Source organism: Leucobacter komagatae, assembly GCF_006716085.1.
GTDB classification, from domain to species: Bacteria; Actinomycetota; Actinomycetes; order Actinomycetales; family Microbacteriaceae; genus Leucobacter; species Leucobacter komagatae.
This window is the reverse complement of record NZ_VFON01000001.1, coordinates 772,640-795,635: the sequence shown is the minus strand read 5'-3', so window position 1 is coordinate 795,635 and position 22,996 is coordinate 772,640. Positions and strand designations below refer to the sequence as shown.

Here is a 22,996-nt window from a genome sequence, read left to right as displayed (position 1 = left end):
TGCGCTGGCGATGACCCGGGTCGTGGGTCTCAGATCATCCGAGAGTCAACGCAGCGGGCAGGGAGCGACTTGCTCCCTGCCCGCTGTCTCTCAGACCACTGCCGGCGGCTGCTGCATCCGCTGCTGGTAGCTGTGGATCGCGTGCCACTCAGGGATCATCAACCCGTGCTTCGCGAGCAAACCCCAGTAGCCCAGCGGGTCCTCTCCGCCCGCTCCAAGCTTCGCTGCGCGCTCCATGGTGAGCTCCACGAACCGGCGCTCGTCGCGGGCGAGGCGTGCCTCGTACTCGGCACGCGTTTCCTCATCCAGCTCGTCGGGCTCACGAATGCAGTCCTCGCACTCGCAGTCCCCATCTTCGTCATCGAGGAGCCCCAGCATGTCCTTGAGTAGCTCGATCGTCCCCTCCAGGTACTCCAGCTCCTCGTCGATCTCCGCGACCAGCTCGTACGCTGCCCCCATGGCATCGCTCGCGGCGGCGATCTCGGCGACCTCGGCCGCCAGCACCGTCGCGCCACGGTCTTCAGGGTCCCACGGGATCGGTGCCTTCGCGAGTGCGTCGAGCTCGTCCAGTGCTGCGTACCTTGCCACATCCGCGGGCGAGCCGTCCTCGAAGTCGGACGGGGTCTGGATCCAAGCCCGGGACGCTGCGGTGCAGGCCTGCACCGCAGCGCGCACCGCCTGCTCGTCGCCAGCGCGCATCGCCGCCTCGAACTCGTGGTGCTTGTCGCTCATCGTCTGGATTGCTCGCAGTACTGCATCGAGTTGCGCCTGCTCAGCCTGTGTCATCGCTGCTGTCTTCATCATGGTCTTGCTCCGTTCTGATTCTTTGCGCTCTTGCGCGAGGGGGGCCTCGGCGACTTTCGCCGAGGCTGTGTTCTCTCGTCGGGGGCGGCGTCCTGCGCCGCCCCCGGTTGTCTTTGCTCTCTGGCGCGCGCTACTTCACCGCGATCATCGAGCGGCCCTTGAGCTTCTTGCCGTGCTTCAGTAGCACTCCTGCGAAGGAGAGCTCGATCGCGAGCCACATCTCCAGCGCCTCGGAGGCGGCGCTCATCGCTTCGTTGATCGCGCTGGGGTCGCCCCATGCTTCGGCATCGTCGAGCTCAGCGAGGTGTTGTTCCACGCCCTTCCGCATGGCCTTTGCTCCGGCCTCTGCGATCGTGATCGTTCCGGGCGTGTCCATCGGGATCGCGTCGCGAGGCACCACAACGATCAGCGGCATCTTGCCCGTCGGATCCTTGCGAATCTTCATGTTGTCGAATGCGAGGTTCAGCTGCTTGTTCGTAATAGTCATGTTCATTTCCTCTTCTCGATTTGCTGCGCGCAGCACTCATTGCTTCGCGCTCGTCTGGACGAGTGCATCTCACCCGTCTCACATGCTTTTCCGGGCGCGGCGTCATGCCGTGCCAAGCTCTGCTGCTCGCTGTGCTCGTCACAGCGCTCGCTTCGCAGGCTCCGCCAGGGGCGCCGGGCTCGCAGAGGCAGGCGCTTCTCACCTGTCTCACCAGCTTCTCGGGTCGGCAGAGTTGCCGGCCCACGCAGGGCACCTCGTGCCGTGCGCAGCTCTCTGCTCTGCTACCTGGCTGCGATCACCGCAGCCAGGTGCCTGTCGCACGCGTGTGCGCGTGCTGTACTTCCCGCGCGGCGTCCGTGCCGCGCTCTGTGCATCTCGCGCTCGCGCATGCTGCGCGGCGACTCGTCCACCCGATCCGACGCTTGCGGCGTCGGGGTAGGGCTTCAGCTGGCCGCTTCCGGCGACCACCTATGACAGCTTCTGAAGGAACTAGACTTTAGCTCCTCTGCCTCAGCAGGATCTCTCTCTCAAGTGATTTCCCGGGCAGTGCTCTGCACTGCCACCACGAGCCGGAGTAACCTCTGCAAAAACAGCTCGTGATCGTCATGATGCCCGTCCCGGGTATCGAGTAGTGAAGCTAAAGTCTAGTAAGCAAAAATGTGACAGAGATGTGAACACTCCGTCGCTGGTCTCTATCGTTACTGGATCGTTACCTCTTCTGTTCCTCTGCGGAGCAGCACACCACGCGGGGCCGCCCCGCGCACGCGGGGCCGGGAGCTCTCTGGACGAGCAGGGCACTTCCGCCGCTGCTCGCGCACGAGACCGGAGGACGCTCCCATGGTTACTACTGTTTCTTCTACTTCTACCTCTGCTGCTACACCCGGCAACACAGCCCAGACGCCGAGCGTCTGGCTCGGCTGCATGGCGCACTACAACGCCGGTTACCTGGTCGGTGACTGGTACGACGCCGCAGAAGCAAGCACAGTCACCGTCGCCGAGCTGCACAGAGGCACGGGCCTGAGCCCTGCCGGCTGCGAGGAGCTCTGGTGCTACGACACGGAATACATGCTCGTCGACCGCGAGATGAGCCCCCACGAGGCCCAGCAGCAGGCCGAGGCTCTGTTCGCCGTGGACGAGCACCTGCGCCCGGCCCTGCGGGCCTGGGTCGCGAGCGGCGACTACGTCGCCGAGGGCGACGGCAGGAGCGACGTGCCTGCCCTCGGTGATTTCCACGACCGCTACTGCGGCAACTGGGACTCCTTCGAGGAGTACGCGGCTGATCTCGTCGACAGCACGGGGATGCTGCAGGGCGTTCCCGAGGAGGTCGCGCAGCACTTCGACTGGAAGAGCCACGCCCGCGAGCTGGTGCACGACTACGCTGTGCTGGACGCTCAGGCTCCGGCATCCGGCGTGTACGTGTTCAGGAGCTGCTGAGCCATGTCTGCCAATGAGATCGCCGATGAGAAGTGGCAGCGCTTCTGCCTCGACTGCGACCCGCCCCAGCTCTGCACGAGGGAACTGCTGTTCTTCCCGGACCTCGGCGCGTACAGGGTGAGGGTCTGCCCCGAGCACGGCGCCTGCGCCATGGAGACCGTGGTCAGCACCGCAGAGGCAGCGCAACGATGACCGCGCTGCTTGAGCACGAGCTCATCGTGCAGGAGGAGTGCGCCTCCCTCAGGCAGTACGAGCTCCAGGAGCTCCTCTCCGCAGCCGAGAGGGCTGCGCACCTCTCTGTGTCCGTCGAGGACCTGCTGCGCCTCCTGGCGGCCGTCCAGGCCCAGGTGCACGCCTGCAGGAAGGCAGTGGTAAGCGAAGCCCGCGCGACAGGGCATAGCGACAGGGAGGTAGCGCGGATGTTGAAGATCCACGTCAATGACTTCGTGTCGCGGTTCCCCGCGGCATAGAAGCAGACAAGCAGAGACCCCGAGGCTAGCCACAGGGGGCTCTGCTTGCAGTCATCACAGCAGGTGCGATGGCTGCAAACCTCTACTGTCTACTGCCGCGCCGGCCCTTCGGGTTTGCATCGTCAGGCCTGACTCGCACAGCGGGTAGCTCGTCATGGACCTCTCCAGAGAGCAGAGCGCCCGCGTCGAGCCCCAAGAAGCCGGCGTACTCGTCGAAGGTGTCTAACGTCACATTCCGCTCGCCCCGCTCAAGTGCCGCGAGATAACGGGGGGTCACGCCGATCCTTTCGGCAAGCTGCTCCTGCGTAAGGCCCCAATGGTTCCGTTGCGCACGGAGCCCCTCGCCAAGCCGGCCCCTCAGTGTTTTTCCCACCCTTCAACATTTTCGACAGGAACGTGACCGTGCCAGGTACGGATACGTTCCTATTTCCAATAGGATCTGCTGATAGACGAGCGGGAACGACGCCCGTCAGCAGAGACGGGAACCCCCGCCCGAGCGCCACGCCCGCGCCGGAAGACTCCAGCCCCGAACGGCCCGCACTGCAGGCGACTTCACACAAGAACAGGAAAGAGGCCACGCCATGTTGGTACCAACGAAGAAAAAGACCATCGCGACCGTCGCCACTGCGATCGCCCTGCTCGCGGCCCTCACCGGCTGCGCCACCGAGAACACCAAGACCCCCAACGAGACCGTCGCACCCGAGCAGACGCAGACGCAGACCCAGGAGCCCGCCCCCGAGGCGTGGATCCCCGAGGGTCCTGCAGACGACTGGACCGCGGAGCTGACCGACCCCGCCAACCCGATCGCCGACGGCACGTCCGTCGGGGTGAGCCTGACCGCATGGTCCGGCGGGCACCCTGCTCAGAACGGCGTTATCGTCGTCCCCTGGGGCGTCGAAGGCCCCGCGGCCGGTGAGTGTGGCTTCGACGAGGCCCGCGCAGGCGCGGCCGCGAAGATCGAAGAACTCGCTCCGCAGGTCCACGAGTGGCGCGTCTCCTACGTGGAGGGTGCCGACACCGTCAACACTGAAGACCAGCACGTCGCGAAGATCGCGATGGGCGACTACGGCTACGGCCCCGTGCTCGTGCGCGCGGGCTGGGCCAAGGACACCGGCGGACAGTACGCCGAAGACCAGAGCATCGCTCAACAGGCCGGTTCCGGACTCTGGGCCACTTGCTGGGCTGAGTAGCCCCAGCAAGACACAAGAACATCACAGACAACGAAGGAGGTGGCGGCCATAGCTGACAAGAGCATCAATGCCGTCGACGCCCCGAAGGGCGCCGGCGCGAAGAAGAGCAAGAAGAAGATCTTCGCGATCGCGGCTGCTGTCGCGCTCGTGCTCGGCGGCGGCATCGCATCCGCCGTTGCAGTGAGCAACAGCAACGCCGAGACCGAGCGTCTATGCGTCGTGGCGACTGAGAGCGCAACCCAGGCCCGCACGACCGCGAAGACCGCCCAGCAGGGCGCGGACGCGGCGCTCGCGGCTGTTGAGGACACCACGCTCCCCGAAAGCGCGGGCACCAGCACCAAGTACGCCGACCGCAAGGCCGTCGAAGAGGTGAAGGCGCAGAAGGCAGAGGGTGACAAGCCCGAGGTCAAGGCTGTGCCCGCCCGCCAGAGCGGCGCTGACTTCGTGGGCGATGTCACCGACGCCAAGGCGGAGCTCACCAAGGCCGAGAAGGCCCTCGCCGACACCTGCGAGACCCGCGAGGACGTCACAGCGATCGACGCACAGGTCACAGCCGTGACCGACGCCGCGAAGAAGCTCGACTCTGCATCCACTGCACTCACCGAGGACTTCGCTCTCTTCCAGGCTGACGAGGCTGCACGCCTCGCGGCTGAGAAGAAGGCTGCCGAGGAGGCTGCAGCAGCAGAAGCCGCACGCATCGCCGCAGAGCAGGCCGCGACCGAAGAGGCCGCTCGCCAGGCCGAGCAGGAAAGCTGGGACAACAGCTACGACGACGGCTACGACGACGGCTACTACAACCCCGGAAACGGCGGTGGCGGTGGGACCATGATCGTGCCCCCGAACGGTGGTGGCGGATGCCCTCCGGGCATGTCCCAGTCTCCGAACGGAGAGGGTTGCTCCTAAACCCAGAACACCCCGCAACAGCGACGATGACCCCCGAGGGAGAGAGCCCTCGGGGGTTTTCGTTGCACCCGGTGCGAGAAGTCGCTTCGTGCACTGCCGGCGCTGTCTCACACGACAAACAGTCGCGAAAGGCTGTGACGCCACAGGCGTCACGGGAGGAACATGAGGATGCCAACCGGTATCTTCCCTTACCGCGACACGTCGATAGCCCGGAAACGAATTGCGCTGATTTGACACGGTTGTTGGGCTCCCGCGCACCGACTTCACATCCGGCTTCACGATGTGATTTTGCTTGGGGCCCTAGCTTCTCGCGCACTTGGCAGGTATCTCGTTATCTGTAGCTCTCGGCCCGTCTTCCGCCTGTATTCTGACCACCCTCGATATCAGCACCTTCCCTGTAGCTCTCTGGACACGAGGCTGCATGCGGGGTTCGGGATACACAGTTTCTGGAGGTCTCATGCCCACCACAATCACTAATGCAATGAACACGAGCGTCGACGAGTTCGAACTCTTTGACAACACCACACACTCACGGTCTACCGGCTACGAAGCCCTGCGCAACACCCGCACCGTGGAGTCAGCATCGAACACACGTCTGCTCGCACCCAGCTACCAGTTCCATCGCCCAGACCTCGCTCACGAAACCGCTGCTCAACTGCTCCGCACGAAACCCCAGGTCGTCGCCGTCACTGGAAGACCCGGTGTCGGTCGCACCGCATTTCTTGCTGAAGTCGCTGCAGTCGTGCACGCAGCACACTCCACCCTTCGTTTGCGCGTTGCGGAACTGCCCGGTGGTGATTCTGCGACCGAGCTCGCCGACATGATCGACGTGTTGCACGCAGAAGGCCTTGCCGACTCGGCAGTGCTCGTGGTCGATAACATCGACCTCCGTTCCGACATGCACACGGACACGAGACATTTGGGTGTCATCAGCCTGCTCACCAGCTACGCGAACGAGTACGGCCTCCGCAGCATCCTGGTGTACGACGAACGCAAATACGCCGAACTGGCCGAAGCTGAACCCGTGCGCATCTCAAAGCTGCATCGCGTACAACTCGAGCCCCTCCCAAACGAGGCGCTGACAAGGATCGTTGCCACCGAATCACTCGCGCTGCCACAGCTCGCCCACATCAACACGGAGATCACCCCCGCCGTCATCGAGCACGCACTCACACCGCCAACGCCGACAGATGCCTACGTACACCCGCGGCTCGCGTTAGAGCGGATCGACACCGCGATCGCACGCGCACAGATCGAGCAGCGAACCACCCGAGTGCAGCTGAAACCAGACCACCTCGCGCTCGCTGCTCTCCCCGCCGCGAAAACCGCGACCGAGCTGCGTGACCGGCTCACCGAAGTCGTCAGAGGGCAAGACGCCGCAATCCACACGGTCGCCGTTAGGGTCGCCCCGGCACTGTCCGGCCTCACGCTACGACCAGAGCGCCCCCACGGGGTGTTCTTGTTCGCTGGCCCATCCGGAGTCGGCAAGACCGAGGCTGCGAAACAGCTCGCACGAACCGTGTACGGCGCTGACGAGGCACTCATCCGTCTCGACATGAGCGAGTACAGCACGCACGAAGACTCAGTCATGAAACTCATCGGCGGGCACCGGATCTGGAAGAAGAGCAGCACTGAAGGTCTCCTCACCACGAGGATCATCCAGCAACCTCGTACCGTGCTCCTGCTCGATGAGTTCGAGAAATCTCACCCACTGGTCTGGCCGCTGTTTCTCCAGATCTTCGATGAAGGCCGCCTCACCGACGGTTGGGGCAACACCGCCTCGTTCGCCGAGACCATCATCATCATGACGTCGAACCTCGGCGTCAGGGAAGGAGCAAAACCGGGCACCGGGTTCGGCTCCACACACACATTCGACAGCAGCCGGCAACTCAAAGAAATCGAACGAGTGCTTCCTCCGGAGCTGCTCGGCAGGATCACCGAGACGATCTGCTTCGACCCCCTCAGCGAGAGCGCGATCCAGCAACTCGCGCACGACGAACTCGCCCGCCTGAGCGGCCGCCTCACCGGCAGCGGATGGCGACTCGAGTACGCGCCAGAGGTCCCGTCGTGGCTCGCCAGCCACCGCAGAAACCCCGCACTCGGTGCACGCCACCTCCAGAGCAATATCGAACGCGAACTGCTTCCCGCGCTCGCACGAGAAGCATCACGAGAGCTGATGGTCACTATCCGCGACGGAAAGATCCACACGCAACCGATTCTGGATCACTACTAATTACCCATCGAGCGAGCCCCTGCAGCACAGCGCTGCAGGGGCTCATCTTCTCACCACACGAATACCCCCGAGGCACACGCCTCGGGGGTATTCGTTTTCACCGCACCGGTCAGCACCAACACAACACACGTCCAAGACATTGGCAACGCGTCACCGAGTTATCCACAGGCTCAGCGACAGGGTCGCAGAGGCCGTGTGACGGTCCCGCTACAGTCCTGCTGCTGTGCTCGTCACCTACGGCGACAGAGGCAGTGGCAGCACCAGAGGCAGGTCTGTAGCATGCGATGTGACCCGTCTGCGACGGGTGCGTTGCGACGACAAAGCGTGCGATGAGGAGACCGTGCAGAGCCCGGTCTCGCGCTGGAGAGAGGCAATGGCCGCAGCCTTCGGGGCTGCGGTCGACACGGAAGAGTGAGCGGAGGCGCCCCGGGGGCACCACCGCTTCTCAGCGCTTCGCGCTACACAGGCGCCCCGGGACCAGAGGTCCCATAATCCTGGGCGCCCGTGCTTCCGCGTCTTTCCAACGAAGTAGCGGGGGTCAGGTGCCTAACCTCCACGGAGGCCCCTCCGGGGCTACCCTAGGCGCCTAGGGCCGAGGCCCCCCGCAACTTCGTTGATTCTCCAGCAGATTCCATACCTGTTTCACCGCTAAGGCGGCGAAACGAGGTAAGTAACGAAAAGAGCATAAGGGGGCGTGGTCCTTCGCTGCGTTTATCCATTCGCTGCGCTCCTGTCTAAACTTGCTTCGGAGTTGGCATAGCCAACACGCCTTCGTCGACGTCTCGGGACTCGCTGCGCTCCTCCCTCTCCGTCTCCTCACCCGGTCTCGCTGCGCTCGCCGGGCCCTTACTTCGGGAGCTCACGCTCCCTCGCCCCTGCGGAGCCCCACTGGGGCTCCTGGGGGTGCTCCTGCCCTCCGCGCAGCCGGGCTCGCGCTGCCGTACCCTCGCTGCGCTCGTGTAACGGACAGCACGAGGTTATCCACAGCTGAAGCTGTGACCGACCCAGCCCTCGGACGGAGCTTCGGGACGGGGTCTGAAGCGATGCGCGGAGCCAAATAAGTAGCGCCGATAACAGCGGAAACCCCCGCTGCAACAAATGCAACGGGGGTCCCCGTGACTGCGCTATTCAGAAACTGAATGCAAGAAACTCCTCACACTCAACACCTACAGCGCTTAACGCAGTAGCGCTCACTCCGAACCGACAGAATCACTGCCACCCTCCGGGAACAGCACACGCATGAACAACTCGCGAAGCTCGCTGCGCACCCCACCAAGCAGCTCCCCAAAGCTCTTGTCCCAGTGAGGCGTCTGGTAGTACTCCGGATCAGCCTTCAAGATCACATCGGCAGCAGAAGGGAACACGCTGCTAGTGAACCAAAGCAGATTCACCACACGCACCTGCTCGACGAGCGCGGACGTTGCCTGAGCCTGAGCGAGTGCCGCATAAGTGGCAGCAATCTCGCAAAGCTCCTGATGCTCGCCATACAGCGAGACAAGACCGAGGTGATCCTGAGCCACGGCGATGTTCTTACGGATGGCCGCAGTACTGTCGACGTGCGGCTTGGAGTCGTTCTTCACGTTGTCATTCGACATGAGAACTTCCTTTTCTGTAGATAACTTGCAAATGACCGGTCGGCCACTTGAGGTAGCCGCCACTCGTGGGCGGATCGGGAATAGTAGGGGAACGGCCGGATCCCAGCGCTGGCCTACGACGGAGACAGCAACTCGTCAAGGTCTGCCCTCGCTGCACTGACCGCAAGGGCGACGCTCTCGGCGCGGGCGAACTCGGCGGGGTCGTACGCGCGCTGCGGCGCGGCCCCGCACCCGCACGCGGACCCCATGCGCGTGATCCTGGCGTGATCGGTCACATGAGCAGGGTCGGTGACGCCCTCCTCCACCGCGCGCTGCTCCCAGAGGGCCTGCTCGTCAGCCGCGAGGCGCTCGCAGCGGGCGAGATGCGCCTCGGCCGCGGCGACCGCGGGGTTGGCAGAAGAAACAGGCGCCTGTGCGGGCACAGCGGCGGGCGAGACAGGAGCAACGGCAGTGCTCGACGCCGCAGCGGTGAGAGCAGCGGCACGATCCCGGTACAACACGTTGCGGAACTGCATGCTCTTGGGGAACTCGCGCTTCCACTTCTCGGGCATCTCGAACACGTTGCGATGCTGGTACTCCACGACGAGGGGCTCCCGCCCAGTCATTCGCACCGAGGCCTTCATCTTCTCGCCCTTGCCAAGGTCAACCCAGTCGCCCGGATCGTCGGCCACGGCCTCCCTGATGCTGTCGTCGAACGACCTGCGGTCGACCATGCGGCCGCTCGGCTTGTTGCGCGAGAACCAGCCCTTGTAGAGCTCGAAGAGGAACTCCAGCGGCAGGAGATCCCACACGAACTCGTCGCGGTGCTCAGCCCAGAACAGGCGCACCGGGTCGTTCTCGTTCTTCGCCTCCAGCAGCAGGGCCGCAGAGACGGAGGTCTCGCTGTACCCGGTGAAGTCCATCTCCAAGGCCCGGCGCATGACGTACTGCAGCACCTCAGGGCGGCGCATGTAGTCGTCCTTGATGTACTTGCGCTCGCGGCCCTCGAAGCGGGCCGTGAGCGGGATCAGCAGCCAGCGGCGCCACATGCTCCCGCCGTTGTCCCCGAACCTCGGCAGCGCGTTCATACAGTGAATCTGCGCCCCTTCAAAGACCTCGTTATAAGGCTTCTCGTACTTCGGGTTCACCAGGATCGGGTCCCGGGTGGCGAGGGACTTGATGACCTCGGCGTTCCTGACGAAGTCGTTCGTCGCGTTCTCGTCAGAGGCGATCAGCGACTTGCCGGAGATCAGGGGCAAAGTAGTGTCCTTCGCGAGGTTCGAGAGGCTCGCAGCGAGCGTCCTGGACTCCCCGGCGAGACCGGTCGCCAGAGCGACGATCGTGCCCTTGCCGTTGTTGCCGTCCTTGTCGTAGAGCGCCACCGCCTTGTTGGTGCGGATCTGCGGCTGCACCACCGAGGCGAGGACCTCCCAGATCTGGCCGTAGACCTCCTCGTCTCCGTCCGCGATCTCCATAAGACCCGAGTCGACGTCCCAGTCGGTGCCGTCGTCGTCGTTGTGGATCACAGGGTTCTGCGCGTCCGCCACGTAGGCGACCGGCGAGCGGGACAGGAACACGCGGTCCGGCGAGAACGGGTGCAGCTCACCCGTGGCGCGCTCGTAGTCGCCGTTCGCGACGGGGGCCCACTTGGTGCTCGTCTCCCGCCTGATGCGCGGCGCCAGGCGACGCACTGCCGACTCGACGTCCTTCATGAAGCTCGCGCCCCCGGAGGAGTTGTACACGCCGGCCAGCGCGAAGACGTGCTCCACGTTCAGACTGTAGACGCCGTGCGCCGGGTCCCAGGCGACGACGGGATCGAGCTTGTCGGGACGGGCGCCGGGGGCACGCGAGGCCAGCAGCCTGCGCACGCCGTGGAGGGAGACCAGGATGCGCGCGACCTGGTTGAACGTCAGCGTCTTCAGCAGCGGGGCCTGGTTCTTCTCGTTCGCGTCGGCCTTGGGGCTGACGCGAACGGCCCGGCCCGCGTTGAGGAGGCGCAGGTTCGCGTTCACCTGCTCCAGGAGCTCGCGCTCGATGTCCTGCGGGTGAGGGAGCGCCTCTCCACGCGCTGCGGCATCCAGGAGCCCGTCCAGGTACACCGTGGTCACATTCTCGATGACCGAGTTCTGCGTATCGGCGTCCTTGCTCGGGGACGAGGAGAAAGTCGCTGCGACAACTGGCAGGAACGCCTCGGTTCCTGGAGTATTGATCTCAGCGCCGCCAAACGCTTCGGAAGTCCCCTCTACCTCACGGTGGGGGGCTTCTTCTTTTTCAGGAGGTGCTCCCGCTGAAACGGGCATAGTCTGCTCGGTCATGTCACTCGCCCCCGATCGTGATGAGGGCGTCGGCGAAAGCCGACAGCACGACGTCGCGCTGCTCAGGTCGCAGCGGAGGAGCAGCCTCAGCCACGCGCTTCGCCCACAGGCGGAGGGTGGAATCGTCTGCCGTTCGCGCGCCCGCGAGCACAGGCGCCGGGCCGAAGAGCGCGTCGAGGTCTCCCGACGACACGCGGTGCTTGCCGTTGACGATCTGGGACGGCAGCCTGCCGTCGGCGATCCTACGCATCAGAGTGACGCGGGACACTCCCGTGTAGACGACCGCCTGAGTCAGGTCAAGGTGGTCCTCGCCGTCGCGACCCACGAGCACTGTCCGATTACGCTCCGCCATGATGGCGGCCTCTCCGCAGAAGGGCGCGACGAGCGCTCACCGAGCGGTGAGAGCTTCAGTCGCCTGCCGGCTCCTGGGACCTGCCCTCGCGCCCTCCCGCTTGAGAGGATGTTCAGGGGTTTTCTTAATGTGTGGGACTCGTCTTACGTCGGCGGTTAGTCACTTCCGTTCCTCCGACGCCGCCGAAGCGGTGCACTATCGTTCAGGTCTCTAATTGCTACAAGCATATCTTGTGCCTACCTGACACTGCAACCACAACATGTAGTGTGTCGTGATGTTTTCCGAGGCGGTCCGTGCGGCGCTCCCGCTCGTCGCCGGGCAGGAGGGGCCCCCTCCTGCCAGAGGGTGCTCGGCGTGGGCGGAGGGGGCGGACGATCTACGGCGGGTGACAGCATCTGTCACCCGCTTTTGCCGCATGATTACGCGGAAGTTGACCTTGCGGGTGACAGCGGGTGACAAACGGGCAGAGTCTCTGTCACCCGGTTTTACCGCAGAATCATGCGGAAGTAGCCATCCGGGTGACACGGGTGACAGATTTTCTGCTCAACCTTATATAGAGAAATCGCACTTCGGGGGAGGTGGATCTCTAAATATAGTCATAACTCAATAATGCTGTCACCTGTCACCCATAGAGGTAAAAACCGCAGAATCATGCGGCTAGAACGGGTGACAATGCGGGTGACAGGCTGTCACCCGCTGTCACCCGCATTGTCACCCACCGCCATGCGCCCGTCTGCCCGAGCAACCTCATGCCCGACGAGCTCTCCCTCCCCATCGACCGTCCGAGGCGCAGCGGGAGCGCAGCCGCGGACCTCAAGACGTCACAAGACTCTGCGACCACACGTCTCGTCGCCCTCTCCGTGACGCAGCGGGAGCGGAGTCACGGGGCAAGCAAGCGCCGCAGAGAGCGCAGCAGCAGTCGGCAACGACCACGCACAACGAGCGCAGCAACAAACCGCGACACGCCGTGCCGGTCATCGCTTCGCGATGTAGATCGACTCGTCTAGCCTGTGAGAAGTCGCAACTCGTATTCCGACTGCCTTTCAGGGGGCCGCTCCAGGACTCGGACACCACGGAGCGGCCCTCACCTTTTTGCCGGCTCCGGCAGTGCGCTTTATTGCTGGCTACTTCCAGCCGGGCACCACACGCTCAGGGTGCAGACCCTTCTGCCCGCGGGCACCGCGCTTCACACGAGGGGCGAGCACAGCGCCTATGACGCGCCTGCGCTCGATGAGATCCATCTCCTCCCACGCCTGGCGAACGGCGCCCTCGCGCGCCACTTTGAGGACCCAGGGGTCGACCTCGCTGAGCTGCTCCAGCCGCTTCTGCGCCGCCTCGATCTTCGGCTCGACCCGTGCCTGCTGATCGAACAGCAGGTCCAGGTTGCGCTCACGCTCGGCCCGCTCCCTGACCTGCTCCAGCCACTCGCGGTGCCCGTCGATCTCGTCGAGCAGAGCCCGGCGCTCGGCGTCGTTGCCGCTACCCCTTCCAGCAGCAGCCGCCACGAAGTCCGGTCGCTCAAGACGTGCGAGCACGAGCTCCGTCACGATCTGGTCGAGCGACTCCATCTTCATCGCAACGTGGAAGCCCTTCTTCCCGTCCGGGCCCGGTCTGCCGGGCAGTCCCTGGCACATGTACGTGAGGTAGTGCGGCCGGTCGATCACCATCATCGGTTCGCCGCGCTTATCGAACATCGGCCGCATCTGCCTGTCCAGGCGCTGCTTCATGGCCACCTGCTTCACCGGCTGGCCAGCCTCGTCGAGCACGGGAGAACCATCCGCGTCGAGCACCGGCACGAGTCTCTTGCCCCCGGCGTTCTGCTTCCCGACGCGCAGCGAGGAGCCACAGACGTCGCAGAACGCGATCCCGCTGAGCAGGTGCTTGAACTCCCGGAAGGCTCCGGGTCGCTTGCGTGAGGCGGGAGAGAGCGCTGCCTGCAGTCGCACCCAATCGTCGTACTCGATCAGAGCCGGCCACACGGCGTCACCCACGATCTCACCGCGGTGCTGGCGCTTGCCTGCGTACGCGTGCATCGTGAGCATCTGCTTGATTGCCACCCCGTCCCAGCCGTGGTGCATGCGGTGCTCCTTGCGCTTGGGCCGACGGGGCTCGATGCCCCGCTCGTTGAAGCTCTTCGCGATCGAGTACATGCTCTCTCCCGCGAGCGCCCGGCGTGCGGCTTCTTTGACGATCGGCGCCTGCTCCGGGTGCTCCTCGATCCGCACCAGCTCACGCGTCTGAGGATCGTAAACACGGAGGTACCCGTAGACGTTCTTGCCGTGGGGCTTGCCCTCCTTCGCCGCGTCGCGGACGTTGCGACGGATGCGCTCGGAGGACTTGTCGCTCTCGTACTCGGCGTCGACGGCGTCCTCGTGCAGCGATCGCCTGTCGCGAGCGTTCGTAGGGTCATAGAGCCTGCTGTGCGTCGTGACCCAGATCTTGACCCCTCGATCTTCGCAGAGCTCGATCAGCCGGGACCACTCGCTCACCCGGCGCGAGCCGCGCGACGACTCCCAGATCGCGAGCACGTCAGCGTCGAACGTCCCGCCCTCCAGGTCGGCGACGAGCCGCTCGAAGTCCTCGCGTCCGCCGCGCGCGTAGCGGCTCGCACTTCGATCGACGTCGCGGTACGGCTCCGAGGCGTGCGGCACGAGGCCTTCGCGCGCGAACGCCGCGAGATTCTCCTCGTGCTGCTGGTCGGGGGACTTGCCCGTCTTCTTGTCGTCCCTGGAGACGCGAAGGTATTCCCGCACTACTAACGATCTAGCCATATCACTCACCTCTGGTACTAATGATAGCTGGTTCGAACTGCGCGCTTGTCATCGCCGCGATGAACGCGGCGGTCCGGGCGGCCGGGGGCGGCCGAAGAACCCGCGCTGCGGTTTCAGTACTGGCGCTGGGTGGGTTCGTGCTCGTGGTTGGCCCCGACCCGAGCGTGCAGCGCGCCGCAATCATGGCAGCCGTGCTGCTCGTCTCGCGTTTCGGGGGCAGAGCGGGTCACGCGCTGCCTGCGCTCGGAGCTGCGACGCTGGTGCTCTTGTGGGCCGACCCCTGGCAAGCGATCCAACCTGGGTTTGCACTCTCGGTGAGCGCGACTCTCGGTATTCTCCTGGCCGCGTCGCCGGTCACCGATCGGCTGCGACTACGGCTGCGGCTGCCGCCTGCGCTCGCTCTGCCGCTTGCCGTAGCGGCCGCCGCCCAGCTGAGCTGCGCCCCGCTCTTGCTACTCCTGCAGCCGGGTCTCTCACTTGGAGGCGTCGTCGCGAACGTCTTGGCTTCGCCCGCCGCCCCGGTCGGGACAGGCCTCGGGCTCGCCGCGCTCGTTGTGCTCCCGCTCTGCGGGAAGCTTGGTAGCGTGCTCGTGGAGCTCGCAGTGTGGCCGGCGCGGTGGATTGCGGCCGCGGGGAACGTGGGCGTCAGCCTCCCCGGCGCGCGCCTGTTTTGGCCTGAAGGCTGGAGAGGCGCGCTCAGCCTCAGCCTTGCACTCGCGCTTATTGGCGGCGCCATCGTTCTTGGCCGGCGCGCCGGGTTGGCCCGGGGAAGACTGCGCGGCGCACGCCGCGGAGGCACGAGCTGGGTACGTATCGCGGTGCCGTCGCGCGGTCTACTCGGCGTCGCGCGAACGCTCATGGCGGCAGGCGCGGGCCTGATACTCGGTGTCACCGCTGTCGTGCCGGGTACCGTCCGTCTCGGGACGCCACACGACTGGGTCGTCGTGGCCTGCGACGTCGGCCAGGGCGACGCGGTGATGCTCCGCGACCCCGGCTCGCCTGGCGACGTCATGCTCATCGACACTGGCGACGACGAGGAGAGCCTCGTCGCCTGTCTCGACCTGTTTGGAGTGGATCGCATCAGCTTGCTCGTGCTTACCCACAACCATTGGGATCACACCGGCGCCCTGGAAGCGCTCGTTGGAAGAGTGGATCGGGCGATCCTCCCGAAAGAGAGCGTCGACGACGTGGGTAAGGCCGGGGAGGCGCAGCTTCGTGAGCGACTGAGCAGACTTGGCGTGCCAGCAAGCGAAGGTTATCGCGGCATGAACGGGAGCTCAGGCGGCTTGAGTTGGCGGGTTCTCGGCCCGCCGGAGCGCTCGAGCTACCGCGATGCCAATGCCACAAGCCTGGTCGTCTCCGCCGAGGTCGCGGGGCACACGGTTCTGCTGCTTGGTGACACCGGCGCCGACGAGCAGCGACAGCTCGAAGATCTTGAAGCCTCGGCGAAGGGCCCGGCCATTCGCGCCGACATCGTGAAAGTCGCCCACCATGGCTCGAAGAACCAGCTTGACGGGTTCTATGAGCGGCTTGGCTCTGCGATCGCTCTGGTGTCTGTAGGGGAGGGGAACCGCTACGGGCACCCGAACGCCGCGCTGGTTGGGCGCCTGGAAGCTGCGGGCACGCGTGTGTTGCGAACCGACGAACTAGGGTCGATTGCCGTCAGCATCCGGGGCGGGGCTCCGGAGCCATGGGCCGCGGGCGAGCGGTCGACAGTCGTAAGGGCGACGGGGCGTAGGGGGCTCGCAATATCGACGGGGCGCGTCGCAGGCGCGATGACGACGAGGCACATTGCAGACGCGAACGCCCCGGTCAGGTGAACCCCCTCACCTGACCGGGGCGCCTGCTCCACTGAGGGAGCGGCCGCGCGAACGAGCGCGCGGGAACCTAGGAGAAGTCCTTGAACCCCTCGACTGCGTCAGCGACGTCATTCACGAAGCTGGTGTACGTGAGCGCGAAGCCGAAGCGCTGGGCTAGGTTGCCGTCGATCCAGTTGCCGCGCTCGACTGCGGGGACGCGCTTAAGCAGCGGGTCGAGGTCAGCGGCAACATCCGCCTTGTAGACGAAGAGAATGTCAGCGGCGCCGAGGGCGCTCACGGCGTTCTCGTAGCTCAGCATGTGCCCGGCCCCGTTCGGGTTCGCGGGCGCAGCCGAGATCTCTTCGTTGTCGAGGATCGTCATGCCGAGGGCTGGCAGGACAGTCTGGTACACCGAGTCGTCCGAGATCACCGTGAAGTTGTCAACGGGGGAGTGGATGACCGATGCCACCTTGCCGTCGGTGTATGACCCGATACGCTCACGGGCATCCGCGACGGCCTTCTCGTACCCTGCGATGGCCTCTTCGGCCTTGTCTTCGCGGCCGAGCAGGCTGAGCTGTGCCGTCATCGCCTGGAACGGGTTGTCAGCTGAAGCGCCCTCGACGTCCAGACCGTCATTCACCGCGAGCACCGGGGCGATGTCGCCAAGCTTGAAGTCTTCGCCCTCGTAGAAGTTCCACCAGCCGATGCCGACGACGATGAGATCGGGGTTGTAGGAGGCGATCTCCTCGCGGTTCAGGTCGAACGCGGTGTTCTTGAGATGCGCAACGTCGTCGTCGATGAGCGGCGAGAGCGGGCTGTCCATCCCGTACGCGGTCGCTACGAGCGGGTAGTCAGCGAGCAGCGCCATCTCGAGGCCGGCCCGGCTGTCGAGCACGACGACTCGCTTGGGGTCATCGGGGATCTCGGCTGCATAGCCCTCGTACTCGAAGCTGATGGTTTCTGACGCAGCCCCCGCGTCGTCGCCCGCGGAGGGGGCGCCGCCGCTCGCGCAGCCGGCGAGAAGCCCCACGGTGACGGTGGCCGCGAGTGCGGCGAGCGAACGACGCAGCAGTGATGGGCGGCCGGCTGCTCGGGAAGCGGATGAGGTTGGGAGTGGCATGTGTGTCCTTGCGGGAAGCGTGAGCCCGGAAAATCGGGCCTGGGTGAGATGAGCCTGAGTGAAATGAGCCTGGGGCAAAACAGAGCCCGGAGGCCTACAAACCACGGTATTCAGGCTGCGGTTCGCGAGGGGGACGAGCCGCATCGCGTTCAGGACGCGTTCGGCCGGCGGCCGAGCGGTCGCGCCCGAGCGGCACGACCGTTGGCGTTCCCGCGACTGGGTCGGGCACGACGCGGCAGGCCAGCCCAAACACCTCTGACACAATCTCCTCGGTGACGACCTCCTCCGGCGAGCCCTGCGCGACGATGCGGCCGTCTTTCATCGCGATGAGGTGGGTGCCGTAGCGGGCCGCCTGATTGAGGTCGTGCAGCACCGCAACGAGCGTGTTGCCAGCGAGGTTCAAATCAGTGAAGAGCTCGAGTAGCTCGATCTGGTGCGCGATGTCGAGGAAGGTCGTCGGCTCGTCGAGCAGCAGGAGCGGGGTCTCCTGAGCGAGGACCATGGCGACCCACACCCGCTGGCGCTGGCCTCCCGAGAGCTCGTCGACGAGGCTCGGTGAGAGCTCGGTGACGCCCGTCGCTTCCATAGCGCTGAGAACGGCCTGTTCGTCGGCAGCTGTCCACTGGCGGATGAGGCCCTGGTGCGGGTAGCGGCCGCGCGACACGAGGTCTGCGACCGTAATGCCGTCGGGAGCGAGTGACGTTTGTGGGAGGAGACCGAGTCGCGTTGCGACCTCCTTCGCGCGGTACGACGAGATGCTTTTGCCGTCGAGTAGCACCTGCCCCGCCGAAGGGCGAATGAGGCGCGAGAGTGCCCGCAACAGCGTCGACTTGCCGCACGCGTTGGGGCCGACGATCACCGTGAACGAGCCGTCAGGAATTTCGACAGACAGCTCCGAAGAGATCGTCTTCTGGTCGTATCCAATCGTCGCGTTTTCCACCCGAAGCGCGGTCGCGGTGTTCTCATTCTCAAGCATGGTGCACTTTCGTGTTGGTTGTGATTGGGGTTTTGCCAGGGCGTATAGATGAGCGCGACGGCCGGGCTGAGCGAGCACGGCCCCTAGAGCCTGCGCCTTGCCTCGTGCACGAGCAGCCAAATAAGGTACCCACCGCCGAGCACGACGGTGACGGTGCCGACGGGGAGCATCGTGGGGAGGGCATGGAGCGCGATGAAGTCTGATGCCGAGAGCAGCAGGGCCCCCATCGCAGCCGACGCGACGACCGAGACGCCTGCCGACCGCGTAAGCCTGCGAGCAATCTGCGGGGCCGCCAGCGCGACGAACGAGATCGGCCCGGCCGCCGCGGTGACCACGGCGATGAGGGCGACCGAGACGAGCATGAGCCCGAGCCGCGCCGGCTCGACGCGCACGCCGAGCGCCTTCGCGGCGTCGTCGCCGAGCTCCAACTGTCTGAGGGGGCGCGAACAGGCAATCGTCCCGAGAAGCAGCAGGACGACGAGGATGCTCCCAAGCCCCGTCTGGTTCCAGGTCATCCCATTGAGCGAACCGGCACCCCACACCGCGGCGACGAGCGCGGTATCGAGGTCGGCAGTGAGCGTCAGCCAGGTGTTGAGCGAGCTCAGCATCGCCGAGACCGCGATGCCCGCGATGATGAGCCTGAACCCCTGCACCCCGCCCTTGAACGCAAGCAGGTAGACGACGGCGGCGCTTGCGAGCCCGCCGACGAACGCCCCGATAGCGACGTCGATGTAGGTTCCTTGGAACACGATCATCACGATGATGGCGCCGGTGTACGCGCCTGCGCTGAAGCCGAGGATGTCGGGGCTCGCGAGCGGGTTGCGTGTGAGCGACTGGAATACCGCGCCGCTCGCCCCGAGCGCCGCGCCGAACGTGATCGCGGCGAGTGCTCGAGGCATCCGCCACTCGACGACGACGGTGTGAGTGAAGTCATTCACTCCCGATGCGATCGCGTGCCACACCTGGCTGAGGGTGAGCGGATACTCGCCGTTGGCGAGCGCGGCGACACCGATCGCGACCCCTGCGAGCAGCACGAGCGCGCAGACTGTCAGGTGGCGAACATCGATGCGAAGCCGCGCGCGTCCGATACTGACTCGCTTGACCTTGCGACCGAAATCCACTGTCGCGCGCGGCGACGGCGGGACTGGGGATGAGGCGGGAGCGGTCACAGCGCACTCAGCTTTCTTCTGCGAATCAGCACAATCAGCACGGGCGCACCGACAAAGGCCGTCACGATGCCGACGGGCACCTCCGCGGGGCGCATAATCAGGCGACCAGCAATGTCCGCCACGAGGAGCAAAATTGGGGCGAGCACAATGGTGTACGCGATGATCCACCGCTGATCTGGCCCGACGATCCAGCGCGCAACGTGCGGCACCATGAGCCCGATGAAGCCGATGGGGCCGGCGAGCGCGGTTGCTCCGCCCGCGAGCAGGGTCACGGCGATGATGACGAGGATCCTGGTGCGGAGCACGTTCGCGCCGAGCGCGGCGGCGAGATCTTCGCCGAGCGCGATCGCGTTGAGTGGGCGCGCCATGAGGATCCCGATCACGATCCCAACGGCGAGGAACGGGAGCACCGGGGCGATCACATCGAAGCCCCGCCCGACGACGGTGCCGGCGCCCCAGCCGCGCATCTTGTCGAAGGCCTGCGGGTCGAGCAGCGTGAGCGCGGTCGTGAGCCCGCTGAGTGCCGCGCTGAGCGCCACGCCGGCGAGGACGAGTCTGAGTGGGTCGGCACCGCCGCGGCCAGCGGAACCAATCGCGTAGACGGCGACCGTGACGAGCAAGGCGCCCGCGAACGCAAACCAAATGTAGCCGGTGATTGTTGACACGCCGAACGCCCCAACCCCGATCGCTACCGCGAAGGACGCACCCGCGTTGACCCCGAGGATGCCGGGGTCTGCGAGCGGGTTCCGGGTGAGCGCCTGTATGAGGGCGCCAGCCACGCCGAGCGCAGCGGCGACGACGATGGCGACGACGGTGCGGGGAAGCCGGAGGTCGCGAATCACGAAGTGGTCCTCGACCGAACCGGGCGCGACGATCGCGTCCCAGACAACGCTCACCGGGATTTCACGTGAGCCGATGACGATGCTGAGGAGCGCTACGAGGGCGAGAGCCGCGACGCACCCTAGGAGCGTGAGGGAGCGCGCGGCGTTGGTTCGTGCGAGCCCTTGTGTTTGGCGTACGGGCTGCGCCTGTGACGTGCGAGAGGTCATGCTTGCGGATGTGCTCCTGGCGGTCTGGCTGGCTGGCTGGCTGGCTGGCTGGCTGGCCTTGAGGGTGTCTAGCCTTCTTGCCTTCTAGCGTTCTGCGGACGATCTCGAGCCTATGAACGCGCCGCTGCCGGTTGGAGACAGGACGTGTTCCGTTCCGGACAGCGCGTGCTGTTCCGCAGGAGGCGTGCTGTACAGCGTCGTGCGTGCTGACGCGCAGGGCTGCCCGCCTACAGCCGTGTGCTCAGCTCGCCCGGGGTGCAGCCCACTGTCTTTCTGAACGCGGTCACGAACGCGCTCGTGGTGCTGTAGCCCACCTTGCGGGCGACGACCTTCACACTCAACCCCTCCGAGAGGAACCCGAGAGCGGCGCGCATCCGTACGAGCCGCCGCCACTGGGCAAAGCTCATCGCGACCTCGGCGCTGAACGCGCGGGTGAGCGTGCGGGAGGTCATGTTGAGCATCGATGCCCACTGCTCGAGTGAGCGGTCATCGGCGGGGTCGCTGAGGATCAACTCGACGAGCAGCGCGAGTCGGCCGTCTTCAGGGATCGGGATGTCGAGCCTGACGGCATCCGCAAGCTCGAGCATGTCGATACACACTTGCTGCGCCCTGATGCGCTCTTCTTCTGACATGTTTGAACGCGAGAGGTGCACGAGGAGCTCTCTCACGGCCGGGCGAACAGTGACCGCGACCGGCCGGTCCCACGGTTTCGACCACGACGCCGGGGCGAAGTAGGTCGCGCGCACCTCGGTGCTTTCTCGGGAGGAGCCCTCGTGCGGAACTCCCGCGGGAATCCAGAGGCCGACGCCCGGCGCAACCGTCCACTGCTTGCCGTCGGTGTGCATCGTGACGACGCCACGGTCCGTCCACAGCAGTTCGTGTTCGGGATGCTCGTGCGACGGCCACTGTGTTGCGTGCAGCGGAACGTGGATCTTGGTGCGGAGCAGGTATGGCTCGGCGACGAGACGGTCATTCGCGATCGCGGCCGGGCGAACGTCGAGCAGAGTCATTACGTACCTCGTGAATTCATCAGATGTTAGGTCTACCTTACCTTAGTCAGACGTATGGCGTGGTGTGGGTGGTTGCGGCTGAGCGCCTGCTGAGTGTCGGTGGCTGCCGGTAGTCTGGGTGCGTGGCTACAGCAAAGATCTCCAAGGTTGAATGGACCGACGTCACCCCTGCGCCCGTGGTGCTGGTGAGCGGCCCCGAAGAGTTCTTCGCTGACCGCGCGTCGCAGCGCATCCGCGAGCTGCTTCGTGAGGCGCACGCCGAGTTGGAGGTCCACGACGTCGACGCGGCGAGCTACGGGGCGGGGGAGCTGTTCACGATTGCGAGCCCGTCGCTCTTCGCGGAGCCGCGCCTCATTCGCGTCACCGGCGTCGAGAAGTGCTCCGACGCGTTTATCGAGGACGCGAAGCGGTATATCGCGGAGCCGGCAGAGGACACGACGCTCGTGCTGCGGCACACCACCGGCCAGCGCGGTAAGGCACTACTCGATGCGGTGCGCAAGGCGCAGGGCGCGATCGAGGTGCTGTGCCCCGAGCTGAAGAAAGATCAGGATCGCCTGGCCTTCGCCCAGGGCGAGTTTCGCCGACTGAGGGCGCGCGCGACGCCCGGGGCTGTTCGCATGCTCGCCGCGGCCTACTCGTCGGGCAGTGTGACCGAGCTCGCGGGCGCGTGTGCGCAGCTCGTGTCCGACATCGGCGCAGACATCACCGAGGATGATGTGAACCGCGCGACCGAGGGTCGTGTCGAGGCGAGCGGGTTCAAAGTCGCCGACGCCGCGGTCGCGGGCAAGCGCGCCGATGCGCTCGTGCTGCTCAGGCAGGCGCTGCTGGGTGGCACCTCGCCGATCCCGATCCTTGCAGTCTTGAACATGAAGCTCCGCGGCATGGCCCGGGTCTTCGGCGCGCGCGGCTCCTCGGGACAACTCGCCAAGCAGTTTGGCATGGCGCCGTGGATGGTCGACAGGGCGCTCAAAGACATCCGGGGGTGGCGGGAGGAAGACCTCGCGCGCGCGATCGATCTCGGCGCCGAGACGGAGTGGAGCCTCAAGGGCGGCAGCAGGGACCCCGAATATGCGATGGAGCGGTTCGTTACGTTTGTGGCGCTCCGTGGCCGCGACTCGTAGGGGTGCCCAGGCGCTCGCGCAGTTCTGCTTGCCTTGCCTTGCCTAACCTTGCCTAACCTTGCCTAACCTTGCCTTGCCACCCGCGTGGTATCTATGCGATCTGCAGAAGGCATCCCGGCCCGGGACTTGAAGGGGCATTGATTTCGTCGATCCCATTGCGAACGTCGGGCGCGACGGCGGGCGCCAGGGGTGCAGCGCCCGGTCTCACGTGAAGCGGGT

At 65.5% G+C, this 22,996-nt stretch carries 21 protein-coding genes; 9 read left to right on the top strand and 12 right to left on the bottom strand.

What is annotated here, in order from left to right; all coding sequences use genetic code 11:
• Positions 1–90: 90 nt before the first annotated feature.
• Positions 91–804 (bottom strand): hypothetical protein, encoded by a 714-nt coding sequence (locus FB468_RS03645; protein WP_141886136.1) that lies wholly within the window; start codon positions 802–804, stop codon positions 91–93.
• Between the two features lie 130 nt (positions 805–934).
• Entirely contained in the window at positions 935–1,291 is a 357-nt protein-coding gene (locus FB468_RS03640; RefSeq protein ID WP_141886135.1) for a hypothetical protein, read from the bottom strand.
• Positions 1,292–2,128: 837 nt separating this feature from the next.
• Between FB468_RS03640 and FB468_RS03635 the strand changes: the two genes are divergently transcribed.
• From FB468_RS03635 to FB468_RS03625, 3 genes are read left to right on the top strand one after another with little or no spacing between them, the layout of a single operon-like run.
• Positions 2,129–2,725 (top strand): antirestriction protein ArdA, encoded by a 597-nt coding sequence (locus FB468_RS03635; protein ID WP_141886134.1) that lies wholly within the window; start codon positions 2,129–2,131, stop codon positions 2,723–2,725.
• Between the two features lie 3 nt (positions 2,726–2,728).
• Positions 2,729–2,917: a hypothetical protein gene (locus FB468_RS03630; RefSeq protein ID WP_141886133.1), complete on the top strand. Its 189-nt coding sequence runs from the start codon at positions 2,729–2,731 to the stop codon at positions 2,915–2,917.
• Positions 2,914–3,195 (top strand): hypothetical protein, encoded by a 282-nt coding sequence (locus tag FB468_RS03625; RefSeq protein ID WP_141886132.1) that lies wholly within the window; start codon positions 2,914–2,916, stop codon positions 3,193–3,195. Before FB468_RS03630 ends, FB468_RS03625 begins: the two co-directional genes overlap by 4 nt.
• Before the next feature lie 82 nt (positions 3,196–3,277).
• On the opposite strand, the gene FB468_RS03620 is transcribed toward FB468_RS03625, so the two are convergent.
• Positions 3,278–3,568, bottom strand: a complete 291-nt coding sequence (locus tag FB468_RS03620) for a helix-turn-helix domain-containing protein (RefSeq protein ID WP_141886131.1) — start codon at positions 3,566–3,568, stop codon at positions 3,278–3,280.
• Positions 3,569–3,776: 208 nt separating this feature from the next.
• Here FB468_RS03620 and FB468_RS03615 point away from each other — a divergent pair, with 208 nt between their 5' ends.
• The 4 genes from FB468_RS03615 (at position 3,777) to FB468_RS17545 (ending at position 7,936) form a co-directional block, all read left to right on the top strand.
• Complete coding sequence (locus FB468_RS03615; RefSeq protein ID WP_141886130.1) at positions 3,777–4,385, top strand: hypothetical protein; 609 nt, start codon at positions 3,777–3,779, stop codon at positions 4,383–4,385.
• Positions 4,386–4,424: 39 nt separating this feature from the next.
• The gene (locus FB468_RS03610; RefSeq protein WP_141886129.1) at positions 4,425–5,288 is read left to right on the top strand and encodes a hypothetical protein; all 864 of its coding nucleotides are present in this window, start codon (positions 4,425–4,427) and stop codon (positions 5,286–5,288) included.
• A 457-nt stretch (positions 5,289–5,745) separates the two neighbouring features.
• On the top strand, positions 5,746–7,521 hold the full coding sequence (locus FB468_RS03605) for an AAA family ATPase (RefSeq protein WP_170219611.1): 1,776 nt from the start codon (positions 5,746–5,748) through the stop codon (positions 7,519–7,521).
• A 286-nt stretch (positions 7,522–7,807) separates the two neighbouring features.
• Positions 7,808–7,936 (top strand): hypothetical protein, encoded by a 129-nt coding sequence (locus tag FB468_RS17545; protein ID WP_281290258.1) that lies wholly within the window; start codon positions 7,808–7,810, stop codon positions 7,934–7,936.
• A gap of 775 nt (positions 7,937–8,711) precedes the next feature.
• Here the strand turns inward: FB468_RS17545 and FB468_RS03600 are convergent.
• From FB468_RS03600 to FB468_RS03585, 4 genes are all read right to left on the bottom strand, one after another.
• Positions 8,712–9,116 carry a hypothetical protein gene (locus tag FB468_RS03600; RefSeq protein ID WP_141886127.1) on the bottom strand — a complete coding sequence of 135 codons (405 nt, stop codon included), beginning with the start codon at positions 9,114–9,116 and terminating at the stop codon, positions 8,712–8,714.
• A gap of 113 nt (positions 9,117–9,229) precedes the next feature.
• On the bottom strand, positions 9,230–11,410 hold the full coding sequence (locus FB468_RS03595; RefSeq protein WP_141886126.1) for a phage/plasmid primase, P4 family: 2,181 nt from the start codon (positions 11,408–11,410) through the stop codon (positions 9,230–9,232).
• Position 11,411: 1 nt separating this feature from the next.
• On the bottom strand, positions 11,412–11,762 hold the full coding sequence (locus FB468_RS03590) for a helix-turn-helix domain-containing protein (protein WP_141886125.1): 351 nt from the start codon (positions 11,760–11,762) through the stop codon (positions 11,412–11,414).
• A 1,124-nt stretch (positions 11,763–12,886) separates the two neighbouring features.
• Positions 12,887–14,533, bottom strand: a complete 1,647-nt coding sequence (locus FB468_RS03585) for a recombinase family protein (RefSeq protein WP_141886124.1) — start codon at positions 14,531–14,533, stop codon at positions 12,887–12,889.
• Between the two features lie 20 nt (positions 14,534–14,553).
• On the opposite strand from FB468_RS03585, the gene FB468_RS03580 reads away from it, so the two are divergent.
• A complete protein-coding gene (locus FB468_RS03580) occupies positions 14,554–16,353 on the top strand; it encodes a ComEC/Rec2 family competence protein (RefSeq protein ID WP_141886123.1) in 1,800 nt (599 codons plus the stop codon).
• Between the two features lie 67 nt (positions 16,354–16,420).
• Here FB468_RS03580 and FB468_RS03575 read toward each other — a convergent pair whose 3' ends face one another.
• The 5 genes from FB468_RS03575 to FB468_RS03555 form a co-directional block, all read right to left on the bottom strand.
• Complete coding sequence (locus FB468_RS03575; protein WP_170219610.1) at positions 16,421–17,452, bottom strand: ABC transporter substrate-binding protein; 1,032 nt, start codon at positions 17,450–17,452, stop codon at positions 16,421–16,423.
• Between the two features lie 94 nt (positions 17,453–17,546).
• The gene (locus FB468_RS03570) at positions 17,547–18,428 is read right to left on the bottom strand and encodes an ABC transporter ATP-binding protein (RefSeq protein ID WP_141886121.1); all 882 of its coding nucleotides are present in this window, start codon (positions 18,426–18,428) and stop codon (positions 17,547–17,549) included.
• An 83-nt stretch (positions 18,429–18,511) separates the two neighbouring features.
• The gene (locus tag FB468_RS03565; RefSeq protein WP_211359073.1) at positions 18,512–19,597 is read right to left on the bottom strand and encodes a FecCD family ABC transporter permease; all 1,086 of its coding nucleotides are present in this window, start codon (positions 19,595–19,597) and stop codon (positions 18,512–18,514) included.
• Positions 19,594–20,646, bottom strand: a complete 1,053-nt coding sequence (locus FB468_RS03560; RefSeq protein WP_141886120.1) for an iron chelate uptake ABC transporter family permease subunit — start codon at positions 20,644–20,646, stop codon at positions 19,594–19,596. The genes FB468_RS03565 and FB468_RS03560 overlap by 4 nt, the downstream gene beginning before the upstream one ends.
• Before the next feature lie 227 nt (positions 20,647–20,873).
• Positions 20,874–21,656, bottom strand: coding sequence for a helix-turn-helix transcriptional regulator (locus FB468_RS03555; protein ID WP_141886119.1), 783 nt, complete (start codon positions 21,654–21,656; stop codon positions 20,874–20,876).
• Positions 21,657–21,778: 122 nt separating this feature from the next.
• Between FB468_RS03555 and holA the strand changes: the two genes are divergently transcribed.
• Positions 21,779–22,777, top strand: coding sequence for a DNA polymerase III subunit delta (gene holA, locus FB468_RS03550; protein WP_141886118.1), 999 nt, complete (start codon positions 21,779–21,781; stop codon positions 22,775–22,777).
• Positions 22,778–22,996 lie beyond the last annotated feature (219 nt).

Coding starts and splice junctions, on each gene's coding strand:
- FB468_RS03645 (WP_141886136.1), bottom strand. CDS start 804: ATGATGAAGACAGCAGCGATGACACAGGCTGAGCAGGCGCAACTCGAT.
- FB468_RS03640 (WP_141886135.1), bottom strand. CDS start 1,291: ATGACTATTACGAACAAGCAGCTGAACCTCGCATTCGACAACATGAAG.
- FB468_RS03635 (WP_141886134.1), top strand. CDS start 2,129: ATGGTTACTACTGTTTCTTCTACTTCTACCTCTGCTGCTACACCCGGC.
- FB468_RS03630 (WP_141886133.1), top strand. CDS start 2,729: ATGTCTGCCAATGAGATCGCCGATGAGAAGTGGCAGCGCTTCTGCCTC.
- FB468_RS03625 (WP_141886132.1), top strand. CDS start 2,914: ATGACCGCGCTGCTTGAGCACGAGCTCATCGTGCAGGAGGAGTGCGCC.
- FB468_RS03615 (WP_141886130.1), top strand. CDS start 3,777: ATGTTGGTACCAACGAAGAAAAAGACCATCGCGACCGTCGCCACTGCG.
- FB468_RS03605 (WP_170219611.1), top strand. CDS start 5,746: ATGCCCACCACAATCACTAATGCAATGAACACGAGCGTCGACGAGTTC.
- FB468_RS03600 (WP_141886127.1), bottom strand. CDS start 9,116: ATGTCGAATGACAACGTGAAGAACGACTCCAAGCCGCACGTCGACAGT.
- FB468_RS03595 (WP_141886126.1), bottom strand. CDS start 11,410: ATGACCGAGCAGACTATGCCCGTTTCAGCGGGAGCACCTCCTGAAAAA.
- FB468_RS03590 (WP_141886125.1), bottom strand. CDS start 11,762: ATGGCGGAGCGTAATCGGACAGTGCTCGTGGGTCGCGACGGCGAGGAC.
- FB468_RS03585 (WP_141886124.1), bottom strand. CDS start 14,533: ATGGCTAGATCGTTAGTAGTGCGGGAATACCTTCGCGTCTCCAGGGAC.
- FB468_RS03580 (WP_141886123.1), top strand. CDS start 14,554: ATGATAGCTGGTTCGAACTGCGCGCTTGTCATCGCCGCGATGAACGCG.
- FB468_RS03575 (WP_170219610.1), bottom strand. CDS start 17,452: ATGCCACTCCCAACCTCATCCGCTTCCCGAGCAGCCGGCCGCCCATCA.
- FB468_RS03570 (WP_141886121.1), bottom strand. CDS start 18,428: ATGCTTGAGAATGAGAACACCGCGACCGCGCTTCGGGTGGAAAACGCG.
- FB468_RS03560 (WP_141886120.1), bottom strand. CDS start 20,646: ATGACCTCTCGCACGTCACAGGCGCAGCCCGTACGCCAAACACAAGGG.
- FB468_RS03555 (WP_141886119.1), bottom strand. CDS start 21,656: ATGACTCTGCTCGACGTTCGCCCGGCCGCGATCGCGAATGACCGTCTC.